This is a genomic window from Pseudomonas sp. 02C 26 (genome assembly GCF_002843585.1).
Classification (GTDB): Bacteria; Pseudomonadota; Gammaproteobacteria; order Pseudomonadales; family Pseudomonadaceae; genus Aquipseudomonas; species Aquipseudomonas shirazensis.
Genome location: NZ_CP025262.1, coordinates 456,688 through 479,844, shown reverse-complemented (window position 1 = coordinate 479,844; position 23,157 = coordinate 456,688). Strand labels below are relative to the sequence as shown.

Below are 23,157 nucleotides of genomic sequence, written 5' to 3'. Positions count from 1 at the left end.
TCAAGGATTTGCACATGCTGAAAATCGATACCCTGCATCAGTACTACGGCGGCAGCCATATCCTGCGTGGCCTGTCATTCGAGGCCAAGATCGGTGAAGTGACCTGCCTGCTCGGGCGCAATGGGGTCGGCAAGACTACCTTGCTGCGCTGTTTGATGGGGCTGGTGCCGGCGCGGGAAGGCAGCGTGCACTGGGAAGACCAGCCGATCACCACGCTCAAGCCGCAGCAACGGGTGCATGCCGGCATCGCTTATGTGCCACAAGGGCGGGAGATCTTTGCCCGGCTGACCGTTGAAGAAAACCTGCTGATGGGCCTGTCACGTTTCCCGGCCCGCGAGGCGCGGGAGGTGCCGGCGTTTATCTACGAACTGTTCCCGGTGCTCGAGCAGATGAAGCAGCGCCGTGGCGGTGACTTGTCCGGCGGCCAGCAACAGCAGCTGGCCATCGGTCGTGCCCTGGCCAGCCGGCCACGCTTGCTGATCCTCGACGAGCCTACCGAAGGCATCCAGCCGTCGGTGATCAAGGAAATCGGCGCGGTGATTCGCAAGCTGGCGGACCGCGGCGACATGGCCATTTTGCTGGTCGAGCAGTTCTATGACTTTGCCGAGGAACTGGCCGACCAGTACCTGGTGATGGCCCGCGGCGAGATCATCCAGCAGGGCCGTGGCGAAAACATGCAGGCTGAAGGTGTGCGCGGGTTGGTAACCATTTAATCTGCAGGCAATCCTTCTGCGAGACGTTGTCATGAGCTACCCGATTCGCGATGCCCAGGCTGCTGATGTACCGGGCATTCTCGCCATCTACAACGATGCCGTGCGCAATACCACGGCGATCTGGAACGAGACCCCGGTGGACCTGGCCAACCGCCAGACCTGGTTTGCGGCGCGGGCTGAGCAGGGCTATCCGATTCTGGTGGTAGCCGATGACAGCGGCGTGCTGGGCTATGCATCGTTTGGCGACTGGCGCCCATTCGAGGGTTTTCGGCACACCGTCGAGCATTCGGTGTATGTACGCGATGATCAACGCGGCAAGGGCCTGGGGCCGTTGCTGATGGCGGCACTGATCGAGCGTGCGCGTGAGAGCGGCAAGCATGTGATGGTGGCTGCGATCGAGAGCGGCAATGCAGCGTCGGTGCGGTTGCATGAGCGGCTGGGGTTCGTTGTGACCGGGCAGATGCCGCAGGTCGGCATCAAGTTTGGCCGTTGGCTGGACCTGACCTTCATGCAGCTGATCCTGAACCCCGCGCACCTGTAGGGGCGGCCTTGTGTCGCGAAAGGGTCGCGCAGCGGCGCCAAAAATTTCAGCTCCGCCGCTGACATCGCCGGGCCCGCTTTGCGGGCCTTTCGCGACACAAGGCCGCTCCTACAGGTACGCGCCAGCCGATAGTTCTGCGGCGGATCACATCTGGGTAAACCGCCCCAAACGCTGGCGCAGCATGCTGTTCTCGCTGCGCAGGTGCTGCACTTCTTCCAGCAACTCCAGCGCCAGCGCCACGCCTTCCCACTCCAGTTCCAGCTCCTGATGCAGCTTGACCGCGCGCTTGAGCGTTACCGGCGCGCGGTCGTCGAACAGCCAGTCGTCCGGCGTTCGCCCCGATGGTTGAACAATGCCGTGCTCGACGATTTCGATCACCCAGTCAGCCGTGATATCGGCTTCCTGGCAGAGGGTGCGCATGTCCAGTTGAACGATCAGGGTGCTGCTCATGATCAACTACTCCATTGAGTCCTCGGGTTGAACGCGGCCTTCTCGGCAAGCTTGGCCCACAGTTCACGGGTAGCGTCGTCCGACTGGGTCGGCATGACCACCTTCAATTGCGCGTACAGATCACCGCGCTCGCCCTGCTTGTTGCTCAAGCCCATGCCTTTGACGCGCAGGCGCTGGCCGCTCTGGCTGTCGGGGCGGATGGTCAGGTTGATCTTGCCGGTCAGGGTCGGTACCGCGACCTTGGTGCCCAGTGCAGCTTCCCACGGCGCCAGCGGCACGGTGATGATCAGGTCATGGCCTTCGACATCGAACAGCGGATGCGGCGCCATGCGAATGGTCAGGAACAGGTCGCCATTGGCACCACCGCCAACCCCTGGCGCACCCTGGCCCTTGAGGCGGATGCGCTCGCCGTCGGTGACCCCGGCCGGGATCTTGACGTTGAGGGTCTTGGTGGTGAACCCGGTGCGCTGCCCGGCGGCGTTGGTCTGCGGGATCTGGAAGCTGATCTGCTTGGATTCTTTGTTCAGGGTTTCCTCAAGGAAAACCGCCAGCTCCAGTTCCACGTCCTGCCCTCGTCTGCCCGCACTGCGTTGCTGTTGCTGCTGTCCGCGTCCGAACGGGCTGCCGCCACGTGCGCCAAAGATCGAGCTGAAGAAGTCGGAGAAGTCGCCGCCTTCGAAACCATTGTCCGCGCCAGCGCCGCGACCCTGCCAGCCGGGCGGGGCCTGGAACGGCCGGCCGTGCTGGCCGCCATACTTGCGGATCTCGTCGAATTCAGCGCGTTTCTGCGCGTCACCAAGCACTTCGTAGGCCTCGTTGGCCTCTTTGAACTTGTCCTCGGCATCGCGCTCCTTGCTGACATCGGGGTGATACTTGCGGGCCAGCTTGCGGTACGCGGCCTTGATCGCCTTGTCGTCCGCGGTGGGCTCTACGCCGAGTATCTTGTAATAGTCTTTGAAGTCCATCTATGGATCACCAGTGTGAATTTGCGTGTTGCATCTGAAGATAGGGACCAAGCATAGCCTTTCAAGGGCGGTTTGGGGTTGCCGTGGAGCAGACGACTGGTCTTGATTCTGCTGGCAAAGGGCATAAACTGCGCGGCCGTTTTGCCTCCGGAAGTAAATTGTCCATGTCCGACGTATCCCCGGCCCGTGCCCTGGGCATCGATTTTGGCACCTCCAACTCCACGGTCGGCTGGCACCGCCCGGGTGCCGAGTCGCTGATCGCCCTCGAGCAAGGCAAGATCACCTTGCCCTCGGTGGTGTTCTTCAATATCGAGGAGCGTCGCCCGGTGTACGGCCGCCTGGCCCTGCACGAATACCTCGAAGGCTACGAAGGGCGCCTGATGCGCTCGCTCAAAAGCCTGCTCGGTTCCAAGCTGATCAAGCACGACACTAGCGTGCTCGGCACTGCCCTGCCGTTCAAGGACCTGCTCGGGATGTTCATCGGCGAGCTGAAAAAACGCGCCGAAGCCGACGCCGACCGCAGCTTCGAGCAAGTCGTGCTGGGCCGCCCGGTATTCTTCGTCGACGATGACCCGGCGGCCGACCAGGAAGCCGAAGACACCCTTGCCGACGTAGCGCGCAAGATCGGCTTCAAGGACGTGTCGTTCCAGTACGAGCCAATTGCTGCGGCCTTCGATTACGAGTCCGGCATCAGCCGCGAAGAGCTGGTACTGATCGTCGATATCGGCGGTGGTACCTCCGACTTCACCCTGATTCGCCTGTCGCCCGATCGCCACCATCTGGCCGAGCGCCAGAGTGACATTCTCGCCACCGGCGGTGTGCACATTGGCGGTACCGACTTCGACAAGCAGTTGAGCCTGCAAGGCGTGATGCCGCTGTTCGGCTACGGCAGCAAGATGAAGAGCGGTGCGCTGATGCCGACCAGCTACCACTTGAACCTGGCCACCTGGCACACCATCAACGCCGTGTATTCGCAGAAATCACAGCTGGCGCTGGGCAACATGCGCTATGACATCGAAGACGCGCTGGGCATCGATCGTCTGTTCAAGCTGATCGAGCAGCGTGCCGGGCACTGGCTGGCGATGGAGATCGAGGCCAGCAAGATCGAGCTGACCGACCAGCCCAGCCGCCAGATCGACATGCGCCGGGTCGAACCGGAACTGACCGTCGAGCTGACCCGCGGGTTGTTCGAAGACGCCATTGGCGGCCTGCTGCAACGGGTCCGCGGCAGCGTCAGCGAATTGCTGAACAAGGCTGGCGTCACTGAGGGCCAGGTCGACACGGTGTTCTTCACCGGTGGCTCCAGCGGCATCCCGGCGCTGCGCAACAGCGTTGCGGCGATGCTGCCCAATGCTCGCCACGTCGAAGGCAATATCTTCGGCAGCATCGGCAGCGGCCTGGCGATCGAAGCGCGCAAGCGTTACGGCGCGCTGTAAGCCTCAGCGCAAGCCTGGCAGCGCGTTAGCGCGTGCTGTCAGGCCTGCCCCTCACACCAGCTCGGCGCGGCGCAGCTCACTTTTCAGATACGCATAATAGATCGGCCCGGCCACCACTCCCGGCAAGCCGAACGCGGCCTCGAACACCAGCATCGCCAGCAGCAACTCCCACGACTTGGCCCTGATCTGGCCGCCGACGATCCGCGCGTTGAGGAAGTACTCGACCTTGTGGATAACGATCAGATAGCCCAGCGCCGCCAACGCCACCCAGATCGACAGCGACAAGCCGACGATGGTGATCAGCGTGTTCGACATCAGGTTGCCGATCACCGGCAGCAGGCCGAGCAGGAAGGTCAGCACGATCAGGGTCTTGGTCAGCGGCAGGTGTACGCCGAACAGCGGCAGCACCACTGCGAGGAAGATCCCGGTGAAGAAGGTGTTGAGCAGCGAGATCTTGATCTGGGCGAAGACGATATTGCGAAACGCCTGCACCAGCAGCGCCAGCCGTTCGAACATCGCCGCTGCCAGTGGCTTGCGCCGGGAGATATCGGGGATGCGCTGCAAGGCAACGATGGCACCGAGGATCATCCCGATCAGCAGGGTGACGAACATGTGCGCCATGCCCTTGCCAACCAGCTGCAACTCACCGAGGTGGCTTCTCAGCCATTCGCCAATCGCCACCTTGAACTCGGCCGCACTGGCCGGCAGGTAGCCTTCGATGAACGGTGGCAACTGGCTACGCGCCTGCTCCACCAGCAGCATGAACTTGTCCAGCGAGGCGCCAGGGTTCTCCGCTTCATGCAGTAAGAAGCTGAACGCGCCCGCAATCAGCAACGTCAGGCTGATCACCACCAGCGTGCCCAGCAACGCCACCGCCAGCCAGCGCGCGCGCTGCCCGGCAATGATCGGCTGTAGCCGCGGGGTAAGCATATTGACCAGTTCGAACACCAGCAGGCCGGCGAGCAGGCTTGGCAACAACTTCAGCGGCAGGGCCAGCAACAGGCCGGCAAAGACGATGATCCAGCTGGCCAGGGTGACCTGGCGAGGGGTGAAAGTCATACAGCCTCAGGGGCAGACAGCAGAAAAGAATCGCAGTCTGCCAGCCTTCGGCGCGCAAACATAGATACAGCTCATTTCTTCTTCAGGCAGGTACTCATGAATGCTTTGCGCTCGTCACCCTTGAGGGTCTTCTCGGTGGCGGTGGCGTTGCAGCGGGTCATTTTCTCCTGCTGGGTGACCTTCAGGCACTTGCTCATGAATGCCTTGCGCTCATCACCCTTGAGGGTCTGCGCAGTGGCGTCGGCGTTGCAGCTCTTCATCTTTTCCTGCTGGGCGGTGGCGGCAAAGCCCTGCGCGCAGATCAACATGCCCAATACCAGCAATGGCGCTTGCAGTCGCTTCATGGAGTGGTCTCCTTGTTCCGCGCCCAATGCACGGATCCAAGCCTGAGTGTAGCCAACTATTTTCGCGTGCCAGCGCCATCAGAGCCCCGCGGCTTTCAAGCGCGCGGCATGCTCGGTAAACAGCCGCACCGGCTCAGCCCCCTTGCCCACCGCACCAAGTGACTGGTTGACGATGTCCAGATGATCCAGCGGGTGGTCATCGCCCAGCACCTGGCCCAGGTGCGAACTGTTGCGCCCGACCATGCCGTCGCACTGGCCTTTCTCGCGGACGAAGCTGCGGGCGAACAGGCGACAGAAGCGGTTGCTGCCGTCAAAGCGGTTGCGGCCCTGGTCGGTCAGGCCTGGCTGCAGCGTGCCCGACCACGAGTAGTAGCGCACGCCATTGACCTCATAGGCGCCCTCGCCGCCCCACTCCTGCGGCAGGCCCTGTGGATAAGCCTGGTTGAACAGCGCCACACCCGCGCAGGTCAGCGACTGATGCGACGCGTGCACGTCGATCGGCAGCCGCTCACGGCGCCAGCCCGTTTCCAGCCAGCCCATCAACCGCGCCAGGCCGTGCAACACGACGCGCAGCACACGCCCTTTAAGCGAGTGCCCGGGCGCCGTGCGTTCGAGGTGGTCGGCCAGCTCCGAGCCGTGATTGGGCCCGGCCACCGATGTCACCGAGGCAACCCGGTCTGGCCGCTTGGCAGCGGCATAGCGCGCGCTGAGTGCGCCCTGGCTGTGGCCGATCAGGTTGACCTTGGCGGCGCCGCTGCGCTGGCAGATGTCTTCGATGATCGCCAACAGCTGCTCGCCACGCACCTCGCTGGAATGCAGCGGCGACACCTGCACCGGATAGACCTTGGCCCCGCCGCGGCGCAGCGCCGACACGATGCCGAACCAGTAGGGATAAACCAGCAGCCGGACAAAACCGAGCATGCCCGGCACCAGCACCACCGGGTATCGCGTCGCCAGATCCTGTTTCATTGCCGTTCTCCTCGGGTTTGGCCGTGCGCCAACACTAACGCGGGGTAGATGACAGCCACAATCGAACTCCTGAGCCGCGCTGCGGTTCCAATCCTGCACACACCCTGAGCAAGGAGCGGGACCATGTACAAACAGACTTTGGCAATCCTTCTGGCCAGCGCAACCCTGGCCGCCTGCGGCAGCCGTCCGGAAAACCCGGTGGACTACGTTACCTACCGCGACGAGCCGCTGGTCAAGCAGGTCGAGAACGGCATGACCATGCAGAAGGTAATCGCCATCGGTGGCAGCCCGTCGATGGTCATTGACCTGCCCAACGGCGGCACCTGCAACGACTACATCCTCAACCGTGATGGCCATCAGCAGCCCTACTACGTGCGCTTCGATGCCACCGGCCACGTCGATGCCAAAGGCTTCAAGACCTGCAAACAACGAGAAGAAGACAAGAAAGCCGCAACTGGCGCCTGAGTCTTCCTGAAGCCCTGACAACCCTGATATCTCGGAGATAAGCATGAGCAACGTTGAACTGACCGATAAACACACCTTGCGCGAACGCGCCCGCCAGCACGTTGAAGACGGCGCCGTGACCGAAGGCTATAGCGCCGACCGCGAGAAGATCATCCAGCTGCTCAACGAGTCGCTGGCAACCGAGCTGGTCTGCGTACTGCGCTACAAGCGCCACTACTTCATGGCCAGCGGGATCAAGGCGGCAGCAGCAGCTGACGAGTTCCTCGAGCACGCCACCCAGGAAGCCGAACACGCCGACAAATTGGCCGAGCGTATTGTCCAGCTGGGCGGCGAGCCGGACTTCAATCCGGACAACCTGAGCAAGAACTCCCACGCGCAGTACGTCGCGGGCAACTCGCTGAAGGAGATGGTGCTGGAAGACCTGGTGGCTGAACGCATCGCGGTCGACAGCTACCGCGAGATCATCCAGTACATCGGCGAGAGCGACCCGACCACCCGGCGCATCTTCGAAGACATCCTGGCCCAGGAAGAAGAGCACGCCGACGACATGGCCGACCTGCTCAAGGGTCTGTGATTCGCTAGCCTCTGGCCTCTGCCCGCAACCTGCGGTGCAGAGGCCGATAACGAACCCGCCTCACTTCTTCGTCTTGACCTCAGCCGGCGCCTTGCCGGCTTTCATTTGCTCAAGCAATGGCGTGCATTGATTCTGCTCGCCGTCACCCGGTGCAATCAGCGCCAGCAGCCCTGCTGCCGGGCCAATCGCAACGCCCAGGGCAACCATACCGGCGCCACGCAGGGCCAGCGGCAGCGCCTGCACACCAGCACTGGGTTTGACGAACTTGCCGCGCACATACAGCGGCGAGCGCAGCGAGAACAGGCGCAGGCCCTTGGACTCCGGGGTGACCTTCAGGTCGAGCTGCTCACTGGCGAAGTTGACCGTGCCATCGACATAGATGATCGCGTTCTCGGTATCGAAGACAAACACGCGTGTGCTCGCCAGGCCGTCCTTGATGCCGACATCGGCGGCCGCGCAGTTGATCTGCACATCCTTGTCGCCGAACAATTTGCCGACCACATAGTTACCGACGTTGAGGCCGGCGAGTTCCATCAGCTCACGGCTGATCGCGCCATCGTTGATCAGCATGCGCATGTCGCCGTTGGCGGTGCCGAGCAGCGCCGCAACCGAATTACCACGGCCGCTGATATCGGCATCGCCGTTGAGCTGGCCAAAGCTGGTCTGCATCGGCGCAAAGCCTGGGAACAGTTCCTTGAGCTTGAAGCCACGCGCGGTCAGCCGGGCCCGGCCCTGCATCGGCACGTTACGGCCATCCAGGCGGATGTTGGCGGCGAGATTGCCCCCGGCTACGCCAAAGCGCAGCGGCTGCAGGCGCAACAGGCCGTCATCGAGGATCAGGTGCACGGCCAGGTCGTTGAACGGCAACTTGGAGCTGTGCACGATGCGCTTGCCGCTGAAGCTGACGTCGGCATCCATTGCCCGCCAGCGCTCGGTCCGAAACTCTTCGACCGGCAGCACTTTGTCGCCTGGCTGCTTGCTGGCACCGCCACGGGCCTTTTGCTCGGCGTTGGAGTCAGCGCCGATCAACGGCGCAAGGTCCTTGAACAGCAGCTGATTGGAGACCAGCTTGCCGCTCAGTCTGGGCCGCGGCTTGCTCGCGACAAAGGCCAGATCGCCATGAATGTCGCTGTCGCCGATCTTGCCGTTGAAACCTTCATAGCTGAACCGCGCACCCTCGGCAGCGTGCAGGTTGGCCAGCAGATGGCCGTCGGTGGAGTACGCAGGTGTGTCCGGCAGGGTCACGCCAGTCAGCGGGTAGAGGTTGCCAAGGCTAGCGCCGGACAGCTTCAGGCGCAGGTCCAGCGCGCCCAGGTTACGCGGGTCGGTCAGGGTGCCGGCGACCACCACATGGGTGTCGGCAATACGCACGTCGGCCTGCAACGGGAACGGCTGGCTGGCGTCCTGCAGCGCCAGCAGGCCACCGATCTTGCCAGTGCCGGACACCGGCTGATCCTTGTAGCGGCCGCTGGCCTTGAGGCCAAAAGCGTAGTCCTGGGCGCCGGCGCTCTTCTCGGCGCGGGCCTTGCCGACGATCTCGCTGAACGGGATTGGCTTGCCCAGCGGGTCGATCTGCACCTTCATGTCGGCCTTGAGGATCTGGTCGTTGTAGCTGACATTGCCCTGATCAAAACCGATGGCGCCGATATCCAGCACCCATTTCGACGGTTCGGCGTTTTCATCCTTTGGCCCGAAATCGAACGTCCAGTTGGCGCGGCCATCGGCCAGGCGGGTCAGGCTGGCATTGGGTTTGGTCAGGTTGATGCGTGGGATGACAATGTGCTGAAAGATCAGCGGCAGCGGTGACAGACGAAATTCGACCTTCTCCAGGCCGACCATCTGCGGCTGTTTGAGCCACTCCGGATTGCCCAGGGTCAGGTCCTCGGCAATGAAGTGCGGCCACGGCACCCAGGCGCGCCAGCCGCCTTCTTCAGGCTCGGTGCGCCATTTGACGGCGAGGTTGCCGTTGATGGCGAACGGTCGCTGCAAGGCGGCGGAGACTTTCTCGTTGAGCAGCGGCTTGGCGCGGTTCCAGTCGAAGGTGGCGATCACCACCACCAGGATCGCCAGCAAGGTGATCAGTGTGGCGAGGGTCCAGGTGATGATTCTGGCGGGGCGCGTCATTGCGTGATTCTCCTGACTGCATGGCTCATGGCGCCACGACGGTGACACTTAACAAGTGGGACTGATGAAAAGCCGCTGGGTTTAATCCATGGCGCATTCTAGCCAAGAATTTTCTGACGACCTCATCAGCTTTGCCGTGAGATTGACTGGTTACCAAGCTGCTCAGTGGCATGCGCGCGGAGCCGAAATGCCTGGGCTAGAGCCGCTGCTGCAACAGTATCAATCCTGTCGATTGTTACCATTATCCTTATGAACTTTTCTCTGGCGGTGCGGCGGGTAGCATTGGCTTCGTACCCACTTTCCAGCCCTCCAGAGGAGCGCCCTGATCATGAAACGCCAATTACTGCTTAGCCTTGCCCTGTCCATCTCGGCCACCAGTGCCTTCGCCTTGCCTGGTCAGGAGCAGCACCTGACCGCCGAATCGCGCTCCAGCGACGCGGCCGCCGTGCAGCCTTTGAACACCCTTGCCGAAGGTGGCTCGGACCGTCTGATCGAACGCAGTGGCCGTGTCGCCGAAGGAGGCTCTGATCGCCTGATCGAACGCAGTGGCCGCGTCGCTGAAGGTGGCTCGGACCGTCTGATCGAGCGCAGTGGCCGTGTTGCCGAAGGTGGCTCGGACCGTCTGATCGAGCGCAGTGGCCGAGTAGCCGAAGGTGGCTCGGATCGTCTGCTTGAACTCAGCCGTGTGAGCTGATTGCCATGGCAGAAAAGGTCGATCCTCGATATTGCGCCTGCTACCCTCCAAGCCCGGTCCATTGACCGGGCTTTGTTTTTTTATCCAGAATAACCCCGTCGTACAGCCACAGAAGCCTGCCCCATGCTGCCTCGCGCCGAACAGAAGCTCCAGACCCGTCAAGCCTTGCTGGACGCTGCCTGCCAGTTGATGGAGAGCGGCCGTGGCTTTGGCAGCATCAGCCTGCGTGAAGTGGCCAAGACCGCCGGCATCGTGCCCACCGGTTTCTATCGGCACTTCCCCGACATGGACGCGCTCGGGCTGGCCTTGGTCGAAGAGGTCGACGCGACCTTCCGCCACGCGATCCGCCTGGTGCGGCAAAACGAATTTGAAATGGGTGGCATCACCGATGCCTCGGTACGCATCTTTCTCGACATGGTCGCCGCGCACCGCACTCAGTTCCTGTTTCTCGCCCGCGAGCAGTACGGCGGCTCGCAGCCGGTGCGCCAGGCCATCGCTCGCCTGCGCCAGCACATCAGTTCCGACCTTGCCACTGACCTCGGCCTGATGCCGCGCTGGAAGCACCTTGATGCGGCAGCCTTGGAAGTGATGGCCGACCTGGTGGTCAAGACCGTGTTCGCCACCTTGCCCGAGCTGATCGACAGCCCTGACCCGCACACCGCCCAGCCGCTCAGCGCGCAGGAGAAGATCACCCAGCAGCTGCGTTTCATCTTTGTCGGTGCACGCCACTGGCAGGGTTTGAGCACCCCTGGCTGACGGCGCCTGGCCGCTAGCTGCTATCATGGCGCCCTGCCCGATTGCGACGAGCGTTGCCATGTCCGACCCCCGCCCTACCCTGCCCGAGCTGAGCACCCGCCTCGAGCGCTTCCGTCAGCACTTCGCTGAACGCATCGTGCCGTTGTGGCAAGGCCCAGGCTGGAACGACGAACTAGCCCTGCCCTTCGAAGCCCTCGATGAACAGCACCAGCCACTGCCCGTGCAGCGCTACCGGGCGATGGCCGTCGCGCGTCAGTTGTACCTGTTCAGCAGCCGTATCGAGCAAGCCGGCGCCGCCGAGCGCGCTGCAGCATTGTTCCGTTCGCTGCAGCGCCACTTCCACGATGCCGAACACGGCGGCTGGTTTTACAGCGTAGACGCCGCCGGCAAGCCGCTGGACCGGCGCAAGGACCTGTACACCCATGCGTTCATCGTGTTCGCCTGCGCGCATTACTGGGGCAAGGTGCAGGAGGGGCTGGTCGAAGCCACACTGAACGCAGCGCTGGAAGTGGTAGCCGAACGCTTCGCGCGCGACGATGGCCTGTATGAAGCAAACCTGGGCGAAGACTGGGCCGACCTGGGCAGCGGACCGCTGCAAAACCCGCAGATGCACCTGGCCGAAGCCTTCCTGCAAACCCTCGCAGTACGCGACGATCAGGACGTGCAGCAAGCGTTGCTGCAACTGTGTGAGGCGCTGCAAACGCACTTCATCGAGCCCGAGCACGGCCTGATGCTGGAAAAACCGCGCGGCGCTGTGGATAACTGGTTCGAACCTGGTCATCAGTTCGAGTGGTTCTACCTGCTCGAAACATCGCCGCTGCTCAACAGCAGCGCGCTGCATGGGTCGATCGCCCGTGGCTTTGACTACGCCGAGCGCCATGGCGTGATCGATGCGGCGGTACTCGCCAGCCTGGATATCAATGGCAAGGTGCTCGACCCCACCCAGCGTATCTGGGCCAAGGCAGAATACCTGCGCGCGTTGGCATTGCGCCCGGGCAGTGAGCAGCAGCTGTTGCAACAGCTACGCTCGCTGGAGGACAAGTTCCTGCATGCAGGCGGCTGGCGCGAATGCCTGGACGCCACCGGCGCGGTCAGCCGGCACGACATGCCGTCGACCACGCCCTATCACCTGGCGACCTGCCTGCAAGGGCTGGACGCGCTGGCCTGACGGTTACGCGTCGCACCAAGGGGCCGCAGGCCGGCCCCGTTGCTGCGCTCAGCCTTTGCGCGAGCGATCGATCGAGAACCCAGCCCAATCCTGACTCACCGGCATCAACTCAAGGCTGTTGATGTTGATGTGCGCCGGCTGGTTGAGAATCCAGAAGATGGTCTCGGCGATGTCCTGCGGCTGGATCGCTTCGGCGCCAGCGTAGGTTGCATCGTACTTGGACTGATCGCCACCGAAGCGCACCAGCGAAAACTCGCTTTCGCACAGGCCTGGCTCGATGTTGCTGACCCGCACGCCAGTGCCACGCAGGTCGCAGCGCAAGCTCAGCGAGAACTGACCGACAAACGCCTTGGTGCCGCCATAGACGTGGCTGCCAGGGTATGGATAGTTACCCGCCACCGAACCCACGTTGAGGATCGACGCGCCACGACCATGAGCGATCAGCCGCGGCAGGAGCAGGCGAGTGGTGTACATCAGGCCCTTGATGTTGGTGTCGACCATGGTGTCCCAGTCGTCCAGGTCGCACTTCTGCGCAGGGTCTGCACCCAGTGCCAGGCCTGCGTTGTTGACCAGCCCGCGCAGCTTGTCGAACGCCGGCGGCAGGTTGGCGATGGCCTGCTCCATTGCCGCGCGGTCGCGCACGTCGACCATGATGCCATGCACGTCGGTCTTGGCCGACAACTCGGCGCACAGCGCATCCAGGCGCTCTTTACGGCGGCCGGTCAGGACCAGCTTCCAGCCTGCGTCAGCAAAAAGGCGGGCGGTGGCCTCGCCGAAACCGGAAGTGGCGCCCGTGATGAATACGGTAGACGTCATGCTGTTCTCCTTCGCAATGGGGTGTCGTCGGCAGGCCTTGAAGCATGCCCGTGGCCGGCCCAGCCAGCAAGCCGTTTAAGCGACTGGTCAAAAAACGTACACATTGCGCAAAGCCTTGCCGTATAAGGCTCGGTGCAGGCTATGCGCATGTTATCCACAGGGCTTTCCCCACCGATTGGGGGCAACTTGCAACCAGCTTAGACGCGGTCTCTGTAGGAGCGGCCTTGTGTCGCGAAAGGGTCGCGTAGCGGCCCCAGCAGTTCTGCGCCGTTGCCTAAATCGTGGGGCCGCTACGCAGCCCTTTCGCGACACAAGGCCGCTCCTACAGGGTCAGCGTGCACCCTATAAAGGTTAAGTCGAGCAAAGCCATGCTAGCTGCCACTTGCAGCAGTCTGTCCAAGGCTTTTGCACAGAGTTATCCACAGATTGATCAGGCGCGAAATCCGTCCGCTGCAGGGCTAATCAGGGCGCCGTTACAGGTATCCAAAGGGCATTGATCAAAATATGATCAAACCTCTACAAGCCTTGATTACAAAGGGCTGCAACAGAGTGCCACCATGTTGTCCACAGGCAGTTCCACACGATCCGTGGACAAGTTTCTACCTATGCAAACAAGGGCTTGGCGAGGGATTCGAAGAAGCGGAATCAACGGTGTGCGACAAGTTGTCCACATTTGCTGAAAGAAGGGGCCGCATGGCGGCCCCTGACCATCAATGGCCGCCAAGATAGGCGTTGCGCACATCCTCGTTGACCAACAGCTCCTGGCCGGTGCCGGTCATGCGGATCTCGCCGTTGACCATCACATAGGCGCGGTCCGACAGCTTCAAGGCATGGTTGGCGTTCTGCTCCACCAGAAAGATGGTCATGCCGCTCTGGGCCAGCTCGCGCAGGGTGGCAAAGATCTGCTTGACCACGATCGGCGCCAGGCCCAACGATGGCTCATCGAGCAGTAGCAGTTGGGGCCGGCTCATCAGCGCGCGGGCGATTGCCAGCATCTGCTGCTCGCCGCCAGACATGGTCATGGCCCGCTGGCTGCGGCGCTCCTTGAGCCGCGGAAACAGCTCGTACATACGCTGCATGTCTTCGCTGGCATGCTTGTCGCCGATGGGGATGGTGCCCATCATCAGGTTCTCCTCGACGGTCATGTCGGGGAACACCCGGCGCCCTTCCGGCGATTGGGCAATGCCGTTGGAAGCGATGAAGTGCGGCGATTTGCGGGTGATGTCGGTGCCGCGATAAAGGATTTGCCCGGATGCTGCCCGTGGCTGGCCAAAGATCGACATCAGCAACGTCGACTTGCCGGCACCGTTGGCGCCGATCAGGCTGACCGTCTCGCCCTCGTTGATGTGCATCGAGACCTTTTTCAGGGCCTGGATCGGCCCGTAGAACACGTCCAGCTCCTTCAGCTCGAGAATGGGTGCACTCATACCAGTTCCTCTTCATCTGCACCCAGGTAGGCGGCAATCACCGTCGGGTTGTGGCGAATTTCCTGCGGTGCGCCTTGCGCGATCACCGTACCGTGGTCGAGCACGACGATATGGTCGGAGATGCTCATGACCATGCCCATGTCATGCTCGATCAGCACCACGGTGATGTCGTGCTCGTCGCGCAGCACGCGGATCATCCGGCTCAGTGCTTCGGTTTCCTGCGGGTTGAGGCCGGCGGCCGGCTCGTCCAGGCAGATGATCTTGGGCCGGGTACACATGGCCCGGGCGATCTCCAGGCGGCGCTGCTGACCGTACGACAATTCGCCAGCCAGGCGGTTGGCACAGTCGACCAGATCAACCACTTCGAGCCAGTAGAAAGCGTGGTCCAGCGCATCGCTTTCGGCTTTGCGGTAGCTCTTGGTGTTGAGCACGCCAGCGAGCAGATTGCGGTTGACCCACATGTGCTGCGCCACCAGCAGGTTCTCCACCACGGACATTTCCTTGAACAGGCGAATGTTCTGGAAGGTCCGCGCCAGCCCGGCGCGGTTGACCAGGTGGGTGCCGCCGAACATCTTGTAGTACACGCGGCTGGCAAAACGCGCCGGCGACACGAAGTCGCTGGGCTGGAAGCGCTCGCCCAGCAACTGGATCACGTCGGTCTGGTTACCGCGCAGGTTGAGCTGGATGCGCCCGCCGCTGGCCTTGTAAAAGCCGGTCAGGCAGTTGAACACGGTGGTCTTGCCGGCGCCGTTGGGGCCGATCAAGGCAAAGATCTGGTTGCGCCTGACCTGCAGGCTGACGTCGCTCAATGCCTTGATGCCGCCAAACTGCATCATCAGGTGTTCGACCGAGAGAATGACTTCGTCGCTCATGGCGCCACTCCTTTACGCGGGACTACCCCGGTGCGGCTGATCCGGATCAGCCCACGCGGTCGCCAGATCATCATCAGCACCATCAGTACCCCGAACAGCAGCACGCGGTATTCCGAGAAGCTGCGCAGCAGCTCGGGTGCCACGGTCAACACGAACGCCGCAATCACCACGCCAACGGTCGAGCCCATGCCGCCCAGCACCACGATGGCGAGGATCAGCGCCGACTCGAAGAAGGTGAACGAGGACGGGTTGACGAAGCCTTGGTAAGTGGCAAAGAACACCCCCGCCAGGCCCGCGGTAGAAGCGCCCAGGGTGAATGCCGAGAGTTTCACCAGCACGTGGTTAAGCCCCATCGAGCGGCAGGCGATCTCGTCTTCGCGCAGCGCTTCCCAGGCGCGGCCAACCGGCATCCGGGTCAGCCGATGTTTGATGTACAGCACCGCCAGCACGACCAGGAACAGCACGATGTAGATGAACAGGAATTTCACGTTGGGGTTGTAGTCCAGACCAAAGAACTCATGGAACGGCACCCCGCCGTCCTTGGCCCGGCGGCCAAACTCCAGGCCGAAGAAGGTAGGTGATGGCGCCGGCATACCGTTCGGCCCGCCGGTGAAGGACAGCCAGTTGTTCAGCACCAGGCGGATGATCTCGCCAAAGCCCAGGGTCACGATCGCCAGGTAGTCGCCGTGCATGCGCAACACCGGAAAGCCCAATATGCAGCCGGCCAGTGCCGCTGCAATGGCGGCCAGCGGCAACACCGTCCAGAAGCCCAGGCCGAGGTACTGGTAACCAAGCGCCAGGCCGTAGGCGCCGATGGCATAGAACGCCACGTAGCCAAGGTCGAGCAAGCCGGCCAGGCCGACTACGATGTTCAGGCCAAGGCCCAGTAACACGTAGATCAGGCCGAGAATCACCACCGTCAGCAGGTACTTGTTGGCGAAGATCGGGAACACGATGGCGATCACGATCAGCGCCGGAATGATGTAGCGCAGCCGCGACTTGTAGTCCGGCGCCAGCACATGCACGCCCGAGCCACCACTGTCGAAGCCCTGCAGCATGCGCTGGCCGGTGCCGCTCTGGAAGAACAGGCTGAGCACAAAGCGCCCGACCATCACCGCGCCGACCAGCCAGGCCACACGGGCGGGCTCGGCGTTGAAGGTATAGCCATCGAGCACCACGCCGACTACCGGGCCGAACACGATCAGGGCAAGCAGGCCGGCGACGATGGTCTCGATCAGGCTGCGTTTGATATCAAAACCGGAAGAAGCAGAATTGGCAGCAGACATGTTCACACCTTAGCCACGAGCGGGCGGCCCAACAGGCCTTGTGGCCGGAAGATAAGGATCAGCACCAGCAGCGAGAAACTGAACACGTCCTTGTAGTCGGAGTTGATCAGGCCGGCGAAGAGTGATTCGGAGATGCCCAGGATGATCCCGCCCAACATGGCTCCAGGCAGCGAACCGATGCCGCCGAGCACCGCGGCGGTGAACGCCTTGATGCCGATGATGAAGCCGGCATAGAAGTCGAAGGTGCCGTAGTTCATGGTGATCAACACGCCAGCCAGGGCGGCCATGACCGCACCGATGACGAATACGTAGGAGATCACTCGGTCGGTGTTGATACCCAGAATCGAGGCCATCTTGCGGTCTTGCTGGGTGGCGCGGCACATCCGCCCAAGCTTGGTGTACTTGATCACGTAGGTGAGCAGGGCCATGCCGGCAAAGGCAGCAATCAGAATGAAGATCTTGGTGTAGGTCAGCTGCACGAAGCCGCTACCAACCTCGACCCGCAGCGCGCCTTCGAGCAGGGTCGGCACGCCTTGCTGGCGAGCGCCCTGGCTGATCTGCGCATAGTTCTGCAGGATCAGCGAGATGCCGATAGCGCTGATCAGCGGCGCCAGGCGGGTGGAGTTACGCAGGGGTTTGTACGCGATACGTTCGATGGTGAAGCCGTACACACCGGTCACGACCACGGTGAACAGCAGCGTGCCGAGCATCAGCAGCGGGAAGGATTCGACACCGAAATAAGCCAGCAATGCCAGGCTGATTGCCGCCAGGTAGGCGGAAATCATATACACCTCGCCGTGCGCGAAGTTGATCATGCCGATGATGCCATAGACCATTGTGTAGCCGATGGCGATCAGGCCGTAGACCGACCCGAGGGTCAGGCCGTTGACCAGTTGCTGCAGGAAAATACCATCCATAACGCAATCTCGCTGAGTGAGATCGCCCCTGCGCTGGCCACAGCGGGGCTGCCGTCAGGCGGCCCGCGTGGTGCAGCACAGGTGCAGATCTACGGATAAAGACAGATACCGCCTGGGCGTCGGCCCGAGTCTGTGCCCGGGCCTTGCGCCGTTGTTATTTTTGTTTTTCCAGCTGGTGGTACTTGCCGTCTTTATCCCACTGGTAGACCACGTAGTCGGAGATCTTCAGGTCACCCTTGGCGTCCCAGGTCTTCTCGCCCATGACGGTCTGCACCGGGTTGGCCTTGAGCCACTTGGCGGCGTCTTCGCCCTTGTTCGACTTGGCGCCATTGAATGCAGCAGCCAGGGCCTGTACCGAGGCGTAGGCATACAGGGTGTAGCCTTCAGGCTCAGTGCCGTTCTTGCGGAACTGATCCACTACCGCCTTGCTGTCTGGCAGCAGACGCGGGTCGGCGCCGAAGGTCATGTACACGCCGTCGACGTATTGCGCGCCGCCTGCGGTAGTGACCAGTTCGTCGGTGACGATACCGTCATCGGACATGAACTTGACGTCTTTCAGGCCGGCTTCACGCAGCTGACGTACCAGCGGACCGGCTTCCGGGTGCAGGCCGCCGAAGTAGACGACATCGGCGCCGGCGCCACGGATCTTGGTGACCACCGCGCTGAAGTCTTTCTCGCCGCGGGTCAGGCCTTCATACAGCACCGGTTTTACGCCGCGTTTTTCCAGCTGCGCCTTGGTCGCATCGGCCAGGCCTTGGCCATAGGTGTCCTTGTCGTGCAGCACCACGACCTTCTTGCCCTTGAGCACATCAACGATGTAGTCGCCGGCAACGATGCCTTGCTGGTCGTCACGCCCGCACATGCGGAACATGGCCGACAGGCCCCGCTCGGTGACCTGCGGGTTGGTCGAGCCTGGGGTGATCGCGATGATGCCGGCCTCGTCGTACACCTCGGAGGCTGGGATGGTGTTGGACGAGCAGAAGTGCCCGACCACGCCAACCACTTTCTCCTGGTCGACCAGCTTGTTGGCTACCGCTACGGCCTGTTTCGGTTCGCAGGCGTCATCGCCGGCTACCAGTTTGATCTGCTCGCCGTTGACCCCACCGGCCTTGTTGATCGCGTCGGCCGCAGCCTGCGCACCTTTCATGTACTGCTCGCCAAACGCTGCGTTGGCCCCGGTCATTGGCCCCGCGACGCCGATCTTGATGTCGGCCTGAACATACGAAGAAACACCCAGTGCCGTTGCCACGGCCAGAGCCAGGAAGCCTTTCTTGTAAAACGTCTGCGACATGAGGTGGTGCTCCTAGAGTCTTTTTTTTGGTTGGCACTACAACGTTCTGCTTGCTGATCAGAGCAAGCGCCGTGCCACTGACTTTGCATTTCGAGCAAACACGCCTGGCTGGCCGTCTGGAGGCCGGCGCCGGGCATCGTTCATTGAGCGTGCAACCGTCTACAACGAAGCGGGCGCCACCATTCCTCCAATATAGGCGCAACCGAGCAGTGCCATCATTGCAACCAGCACCAGTGTCAACGTGCAACCTGCCGGTAACTGTCGACGTCACCGAAGTGCACACCGCTGGTGCGCGACTGCTACGGGGGCACTGTTTCAAGGCTAGTCGCTGCGCGCGAAAACGTCCGGGTTTTGGCAGTTACAGCCCCGTTGCAGGGCTGCGCGAAGCCTGCCCGCACCAGCCGCGACACGGTCAGGGGTAGGAGCGGCCTTGTGTCGCGAAAGGGTCGCGTAGCGGCCCCAGCATTTGTGCTGCACCGCAAAATCGCCGGGCCCGCTGCGCACGCCTTTCGCGACACAAGGCCGCTCCTACAGAGGCTCCGCGCGAGGTAAAGGTAGTGCGGTCAACTGTGAGTGCCCTGTGAAGCGCAAAGGCTGGCACAATGATCGCCATTCCCGCGCGCTTGCGCCGTTTCAGCGAGCGCCGCCGACCTGGAGCTTTCAATGAGCGAGAGCGCATTCTCTGAGCGCATCGTGCACAACCTGCTCGACACCGATTTTTACAAGCTGACGATGATGCAGGCGGTGCTGCACAACTATCCCGATGCTGATGTCGAGTGGGAGTTTCGCTGCCGCAACGGCGAAGACCTGCGCCCCTATCTGGGCGAGATTCGCCGCCAGATCGAGCTGCTCAGCGAGCTGACCCTGGACGACGGCCAGCTGGCGTTTCTTGAGCGCATCAGCTTTCTCAAGCCAGACTTTCTGCGCTTTTTGCGCCTGTTCCGCTTCAACCTGCGCTATGTCCATCTGGGCATCGAAGACGATCAGCTGTGCTTGCGTCTAAAAGGCCCGTGGCTGCATGTGATCCTCTTCGAGGTGCCGCTGCTGGCGTTGATCAGCGAGGTGCGCAACCGTCACCTGCACCCGCATATGCAGCTGGCGGCTGCCCGCGATCAGCTCTACCGCAAGTTCGACTGGCTCAGGGCCAACGCCAGCGAGGACGAACTGGCCGAACTGCAGGTAGCCGACTTCGGCACCCGGCGGCGCTTCTCCAGCCGCGTCCAGGAAGAAGTCGTGCGGGTCCTGCGCGATGACTTCCCGGGGCGCTTCGTCGGCACCAGCAATGTCGATCTGGCATGGAAACTGGATATCAGACCATTGGGCACCATGGCCCATGAATGGCTGATGGCCCACCAGCAACTCGGCCCGCGCCTGATCGACAGCCAGATCGCCGCGCTCGACTGCTGGGTCCGCGAGTACCGCGGCCTGCTCGGCATCGCCTTGACCGATTGCATCACCATGGATGCCTTCCTCAATGATTTCGATCTGTACTTTGCCAAGCTGTTCGACGGCCTACGCCACGACTCCGGCGAGCCGGTGGCCTGGGCGGAAAAGGCTATCGCCCATTACCAGCAACTGGGCATCGATCCGATGACCAAGACCCTGGTGTTCTCCGACGGTCTCGACCTGCCGCGTTCGTTGCAGATATTCCGTGCCCTGCGTGGTCGCATCAATGTCAGCTTCGGCATCGGCACCAACCTCACCTGCGACCTGCCGGGGGTAGCGCCAATGAGCATCGTGCTTAAAATGACCGACTGCAATGGCTCGCCGGTAGCGAAGATTTCCGACGAGGCCGCCAAGACGCAGTGCCGCGATGAAAATTTCGTCGCCTACCTGCGTCACGTATTCAAAGTTGCCCACAAGGAGTAACCCATGCAAGCCGTTCAGCAAGAGATCGCGCAGCAGCTCAAGGTGCAGCCGCCATTCGCCGATGCCGCCGCGCTCGAAGCCGAAATTGCCCGGCGTGTGGCCTTCATCAAGGACTGCCTGGCCAACGCCCGGCTCAAGACCCTGGTGCTGGGCATCAGTGGCGGGGTCGACTCGCTGACCGCCGCCCTGCTCGCCCAGCGCGCCGTCAACGAACTGCGCGCCAGCAGCGGCGATGACGGCTATCGCTTCATCGCCGTGCGTCTGCCGTACAACGTGCAGCACGACGAACACGACGCGCAGGCCTGCCTGGATGTGATCAAGGCCGATGAAGTGCACACCATCGACATCGCTCCCGCCGTGCTTGGGCTCAAGAGCAAGGTCGATGTGCTGCAGGACGGCGCACCGGCCATGGTCGATTTCGTGGTCGGCAACATCAAGGCGCGCATGCGCATGGTGGCCCAGTACAGCGTCGCTGGCGCCCGTGGCGGCCTGGTGATCGGCACCGACCATGCGGCCGAAGCGGTGATGGGCTTCTTCACCAAGTTCGGCGACGGCGCCTGTGATCTGGCGCCGCTCAGCGGCCTGGTGAAGAACCAGGTACGTGCCATTGCTCGTGCCTTTGGTGCGCCTGAGTCACTGGTCGAGAAAGTACCGACCGCGGACCTCGAAGACCTTGAGCCAGGCAAGCCAGATGAAGCAGCGCACGGCATCACTTACCAGCAGATCGATGCCTTCCTGCACGGTAAGCCTGTCGACCAGCATGCTTTCGATATCATCGTCAGCACCTACCGCAAGACTCAGCACAAGCGCGAGCTGCCGTTCGCGCCGTAATCGGCGGCGATAAAAAAAGCCCGACCGCGACGTTGATCGCGGCCGGGCTTTTTGTGTGGCGTGGCTTACTTGACCACGACCTTGCCTTTCATCATCGAGATGTGGCCTGGGAAGGTGCAGAAGAAGCTGTAGTCGCCGCCAGCTTCCAGCTTGGAAGTGTCGAAGGTGACCTTGGTTTCTTTCTCTGGCGCACCGATCATCGCGGTGTGAGCGATGATATTGGCGTTGTCTTCCTTCAGGTAACCCTTGTCGATGCCTTGGGTCATGCCTTCGGTGGCAATGGCCTGCATGTCGGCAGTCTTGCTGACCACCAGGTTATGGCCCATGACGTTCTTCGGCAGGTTGCCGGAGTGAGTCAGGGTCACGGTGAAGTCTTTGCAGCTCTTGTCGACGGTGAATTCTTTGCTGTTGTAGGACATCTGGTCAGTCGAATCAATGGTCACCGCGCACTCGGCTGCAAACACAGAAGCGCTGGCGAGGGTCAGCAGGGATACCGCTACAGCTTTCGCAAACATCGTGAATCTCCTTGGCAGGGTTTATCAATTGCGAGTCTGCCTGAAAGCGGAACGAGCGTGCCTGATATGCATCAAGGCAGTGTTCGGCTGGCAGCCAGTAAATTTGTTCTATGGATTGTATACAACCAATCTAAGTGCACATCATGCCTGCATAACCGACGATGGGACAACCTCTCATTTAGGAGCAAACGACATGTCCCTTGGTAGCTTGATGAACAGCCTGCTCGCCGCTTACGCCCATGGCACCACTGGCGCGGCCTGCGAGTTTTCCCGTCCCGAATAAATCCGATCTTGGAAGCGACAGGCATGCGCTTTACCCTTGGACGTCTGTAAAGGGAGATAAGCAATGCCTGTACGTTCCGTTTGTGTGTTCTGCGGCGCCAGTATCGGCGCCAACCCCGCCTACCGCGCAGCGGCCGTTGCCCTCGGCGAAGCGATTGCCCGGCGTGGCCTACGCCTGGTCTACGGCGGCGGCGCGGTCGGCCTGATGGGCGTGGTTGCCGACGCGGCGATGGCGGCCGGCGGTGAGGTGGTCGGGATCATCCCGCAGAGCCTGCTGGACGCCGAGGTTGGCCACAAGGGCCTGAGCCGGCTGGAAGTGGTCGACGGCATGCACGCGCGCAAGGCGCGCATGGCCGAGCTCAGCGATGCCTTCATCGCCCTGCCGGGTGGCTTGGGGACGCTTGAGGAGTTGTTCGAGGTGTGGACCTGGGGGCAACTGGGCTACCACGCCAAGCCGCTGGGACTGCTCGATGTAAACGGCTTCTATACCAAGCTGGGCGGGTTCCTCGACCATATTGTCGAAGAAGGTTTTGTGCGGCCGCAGCACCGGGCGATGCTGTTGCTCGGGCAGCAGGCGGATGCGCTGCTGGACGGGATGGATGAATTCGTCGCGCCGGTGGTGCCCAAGTGGGTCGATCGCGCACCTGACTGACCGTGCATCTGGGCCCGCTTGCGCGGGCCTTTCGCGACACAAGGCCGCTCCCACAGATCCGGTGCACGCCTCGAAGGCGGCGCTGACCATGTGGGAGCGGCCTGGCGTCGCGAAAGGGCAGCAAAGCGGCCCCATCAACCT

General features: G+C 62.2%; 24 protein-coding genes. 11 read left to right on the top strand and 13 right to left on the bottom strand.

The window, feature by feature from the left end; genetic code table 11:
- Positions 1-14 precede the first annotated feature (14 nt).
- The gene (urtE, locus tag CXQ80_RS02105; RefSeq protein WP_101316020.1) at positions 15-713 is read left to right on the top strand and encodes an urea ABC transporter ATP-binding subunit UrtE; all 699 of its coding nucleotides are present in this window, start codon (positions 15-17) and stop codon (positions 711-713) included.
- Positions 714-744: 31 nt separating this feature from the next.
- Complete coding sequence (locus CXQ80_RS02100) at positions 745-1,254, top strand: GNAT family N-acetyltransferase (RefSeq protein WP_101316018.1); 510 nt, start codon at positions 745-747, stop codon at positions 1,252-1,254.
- A 144-nt stretch (positions 1,255-1,398) separates the two neighbouring features.
- On the opposite strand, the gene CXQ80_RS02095 is transcribed toward CXQ80_RS02100, so the two are convergent.
- Together CXQ80_RS02095 and cbpA are read right to left on the bottom strand one after the other, a co-directional pair.
- On the bottom strand, positions 1,399-1,704 hold the full coding sequence (locus CXQ80_RS02095) for a chaperone modulator CbpM (protein ID WP_101316016.1): 306 nt from the start codon (positions 1,702-1,704) through the stop codon (positions 1,399-1,401).
- Between the two features lie 2 nt (positions 1,705-1,706).
- The gene (gene cbpA, locus CXQ80_RS02090; protein WP_101316014.1) at positions 1,707-2,669 is read right to left on the bottom strand and encodes a curved DNA-binding protein; all 963 of its coding nucleotides are present in this window, start codon (positions 2,667-2,669) and stop codon (positions 1,707-1,709) included.
- Positions 2,670-2,833: 164 nt separating this feature from the next.
- Here cbpA and CXQ80_RS02085 point away from each other — a divergent pair, with 164 nt between their 5' ends.
- Positions 2,834-4,105: an Hsp70 family protein gene (locus CXQ80_RS02085; protein ID WP_101316012.1), complete on the top strand. Its 1,272-nt coding sequence runs from the start codon at positions 2,834-2,836 to the stop codon at positions 4,103-4,105.
- A 51-nt stretch (positions 4,106-4,156) separates the two neighbouring features.
- Here the strand turns inward: CXQ80_RS02085 and CXQ80_RS02080 are convergent, their stop codons facing one another.
- The 3 genes from CXQ80_RS02080 to CXQ80_RS02070 form a co-directional block, all read right to left on the bottom strand.
- Positions 4,157-5,164, bottom strand: coding sequence for an AI-2E family transporter (locus CXQ80_RS02080; protein ID WP_101316010.1), 1,008 nt, complete (start codon positions 5,162-5,164; stop codon positions 4,157-4,159).
- A gap of 71 nt (positions 5,165-5,235) precedes the next feature.
- The gene (locus CXQ80_RS02075; RefSeq protein WP_101316008.1) at positions 5,236-5,508 is read right to left on the bottom strand and encodes a PsiF family protein; all 273 of its coding nucleotides are present in this window, start codon (positions 5,506-5,508) and stop codon (positions 5,236-5,238) included.
- A gap of 78 nt (positions 5,509-5,586) precedes the next feature.
- Complete coding sequence (locus tag CXQ80_RS02070; protein ID WP_101316006.1) at positions 5,587-6,477, bottom strand: triacylglycerol lipase; 891 nt, start codon at positions 6,475-6,477, stop codon at positions 5,587-5,589.
- A 123-nt stretch (positions 6,478-6,600) separates the two neighbouring features.
- On the opposite strand from CXQ80_RS02070, the gene osmE reads away from it, so the two are divergent.
- Both osmE and CXQ80_RS02060 read left to right on the top strand, forming a co-directional pair.
- Positions 6,601-6,942 (top strand): osmotically-inducible lipoprotein OsmE, encoded by a 342-nt coding sequence (gene osmE, locus CXQ80_RS02065; protein WP_101316004.1) that lies wholly within the window; start codon positions 6,601-6,603, stop codon positions 6,940-6,942.
- 43 nt (positions 6,943-6,985) lie between these two features.
- Positions 6,986-7,516 carry a bacterioferritin gene (locus CXQ80_RS02060; RefSeq protein WP_101316002.1) on the top strand — a complete coding sequence of 177 codons (531 nt, stop codon included), beginning with the start codon at positions 6,986-6,988 and terminating at the stop codon, positions 7,514-7,516.
- A 60-nt stretch (positions 7,517-7,576) separates the two neighbouring features.
- Here CXQ80_RS02060 and CXQ80_RS02055 read toward each other — a convergent pair whose 3' ends face one another.
- A complete protein-coding gene (locus tag CXQ80_RS02055; RefSeq protein ID WP_101316000.1) occupies positions 7,577-9,640 on the bottom strand; it encodes an AsmA family protein in 2,064 nt (687 codons plus the stop codon).
- Between the two features lie 328 nt (positions 9,641-9,968).
- Between CXQ80_RS02055 and CXQ80_RS02050 the strand changes: the two genes are divergently transcribed.
- The 3 genes from CXQ80_RS02050 to CXQ80_RS02040 all read left to right on the top strand — a co-directional run bounded on the left by CXQ80_RS02050 (position 9,969) and on the right by CXQ80_RS02040 (position 12,258).
- On the top strand, positions 9,969-10,334 hold the full coding sequence (locus CXQ80_RS02050; RefSeq protein WP_101315999.1) for a hypothetical protein: 366 nt from the start codon (positions 9,969-9,971) through the stop codon (positions 10,332-10,334).
- A 123-nt stretch (positions 10,335-10,457) separates the two neighbouring features.
- Complete coding sequence (gene fabR / locus CXQ80_RS02045) at positions 10,458-11,090, top strand: HTH-type transcriptional repressor FabR (RefSeq protein WP_101315997.1); 633 nt, start codon at positions 10,458-10,460, stop codon at positions 11,088-11,090.
- A 58-nt stretch (positions 11,091-11,148) separates the two neighbouring features.
- A complete protein-coding gene (locus CXQ80_RS02040) occupies positions 11,149-12,258 on the top strand; it encodes an AGE family epimerase/isomerase (protein ID WP_101315995.1) in 1,110 nt (369 codons plus the stop codon).
- Positions 12,259-12,306: 48 nt separating this feature from the next.
- On the opposite strand, the gene CXQ80_RS02035 is transcribed toward CXQ80_RS02040, so the two are convergent.
- The 6 genes from CXQ80_RS02035 to CXQ80_RS02010 all read right to left on the bottom strand — a co-directional run bounded on the left by CXQ80_RS02035 (position 12,307) and on the right by CXQ80_RS02010 (position 18,867).
- On the bottom strand, positions 12,307-13,074 hold the full coding sequence (locus CXQ80_RS02035) for an SDR family oxidoreductase (RefSeq protein WP_101315993.1): 768 nt from the start codon (positions 13,072-13,074) through the stop codon (positions 12,307-12,309).
- A 710-nt stretch (positions 13,075-13,784) separates the two neighbouring features.
- A complete protein-coding gene (locus CXQ80_RS02030) occupies positions 13,785-14,501 on the bottom strand; it encodes an ABC transporter ATP-binding protein (protein WP_101315991.1) in 717 nt (238 codons plus the stop codon).
- Positions 14,498-15,373, bottom strand: coding sequence for an ATP-binding cassette domain-containing protein (locus CXQ80_RS02025; protein ID WP_101315989.1), 876 nt, complete (start codon positions 15,371-15,373; stop codon positions 14,498-14,500). The genes CXQ80_RS02030 and CXQ80_RS02025 overlap by 4 nt, the downstream gene beginning before the upstream one ends.
- Complete coding sequence (livM, locus tag CXQ80_RS02020; RefSeq protein ID WP_101315987.1) at positions 15,370-16,659, bottom strand: high-affinity branched-chain amino acid ABC transporter permease LivM; 1,290 nt, start codon at positions 16,657-16,659, stop codon at positions 15,370-15,372. The genes CXQ80_RS02025 and livM overlap by 4 nt, the downstream gene beginning before the upstream one ends.
- A 2-nt stretch (positions 16,660-16,661) precedes the next feature.
- A complete protein-coding gene (locus tag CXQ80_RS02015) occupies positions 16,662-17,576 on the bottom strand; it encodes a branched-chain amino acid ABC transporter permease LivH (RefSeq protein ID WP_101315985.1) in 915 nt (304 codons plus the stop codon).
- Between the two features lie 154 nt (positions 17,577-17,730).
- The gene (locus tag CXQ80_RS02010) at positions 17,731-18,867 is read right to left on the bottom strand and encodes a branched-chain amino acid ABC transporter substrate-binding protein (protein ID WP_101315983.1); all 1,137 of its coding nucleotides are present in this window, start codon (positions 18,865-18,867) and stop codon (positions 17,731-17,733) included.
- Positions 18,868-19,530: 663 nt separating this feature from the next.
- Between CXQ80_RS02010 and pncB the strand changes: the two genes are divergently transcribed.
- Entirely contained in the window at positions 19,531-20,736 is a 1,206-nt protein-coding gene (gene pncB / locus CXQ80_RS02005; protein WP_101315981.1) for a nicotinate phosphoribosyltransferase, read from the top strand.
- 3 nt (positions 20,737-20,739) lie between these two features.
- Positions 20,740-21,567, top strand: coding sequence for an ammonia-dependent NAD(+) synthetase (nadE, locus tag CXQ80_RS02000; protein ID WP_101315979.1), 828 nt, complete (start codon positions 20,740-20,742; stop codon positions 21,565-21,567).
- A gap of 65 nt (positions 21,568-21,632) precedes the next feature.
- Here nadE and azu read toward each other — a convergent pair whose 3' ends face one another.
- Positions 21,633-22,082, bottom strand: coding sequence for an azurin (gene azu, locus CXQ80_RS01995; protein ID WP_101315977.1), 450 nt, complete (start codon positions 22,080-22,082; stop codon positions 21,633-21,635).
- A 346-nt stretch (positions 22,083-22,428) separates the two neighbouring features.
- Between azu and CXQ80_RS01990 the strand changes: the two genes are divergently transcribed.
- Positions 22,429-23,016, top strand: coding sequence for a TIGR00730 family Rossman fold protein (locus CXQ80_RS01990; protein ID WP_101315975.1), 588 nt, complete (start codon positions 22,429-22,431; stop codon positions 23,014-23,016).
- The last annotated feature ends 141 nt before the right edge of the window (positions 23,017-23,157 follow it).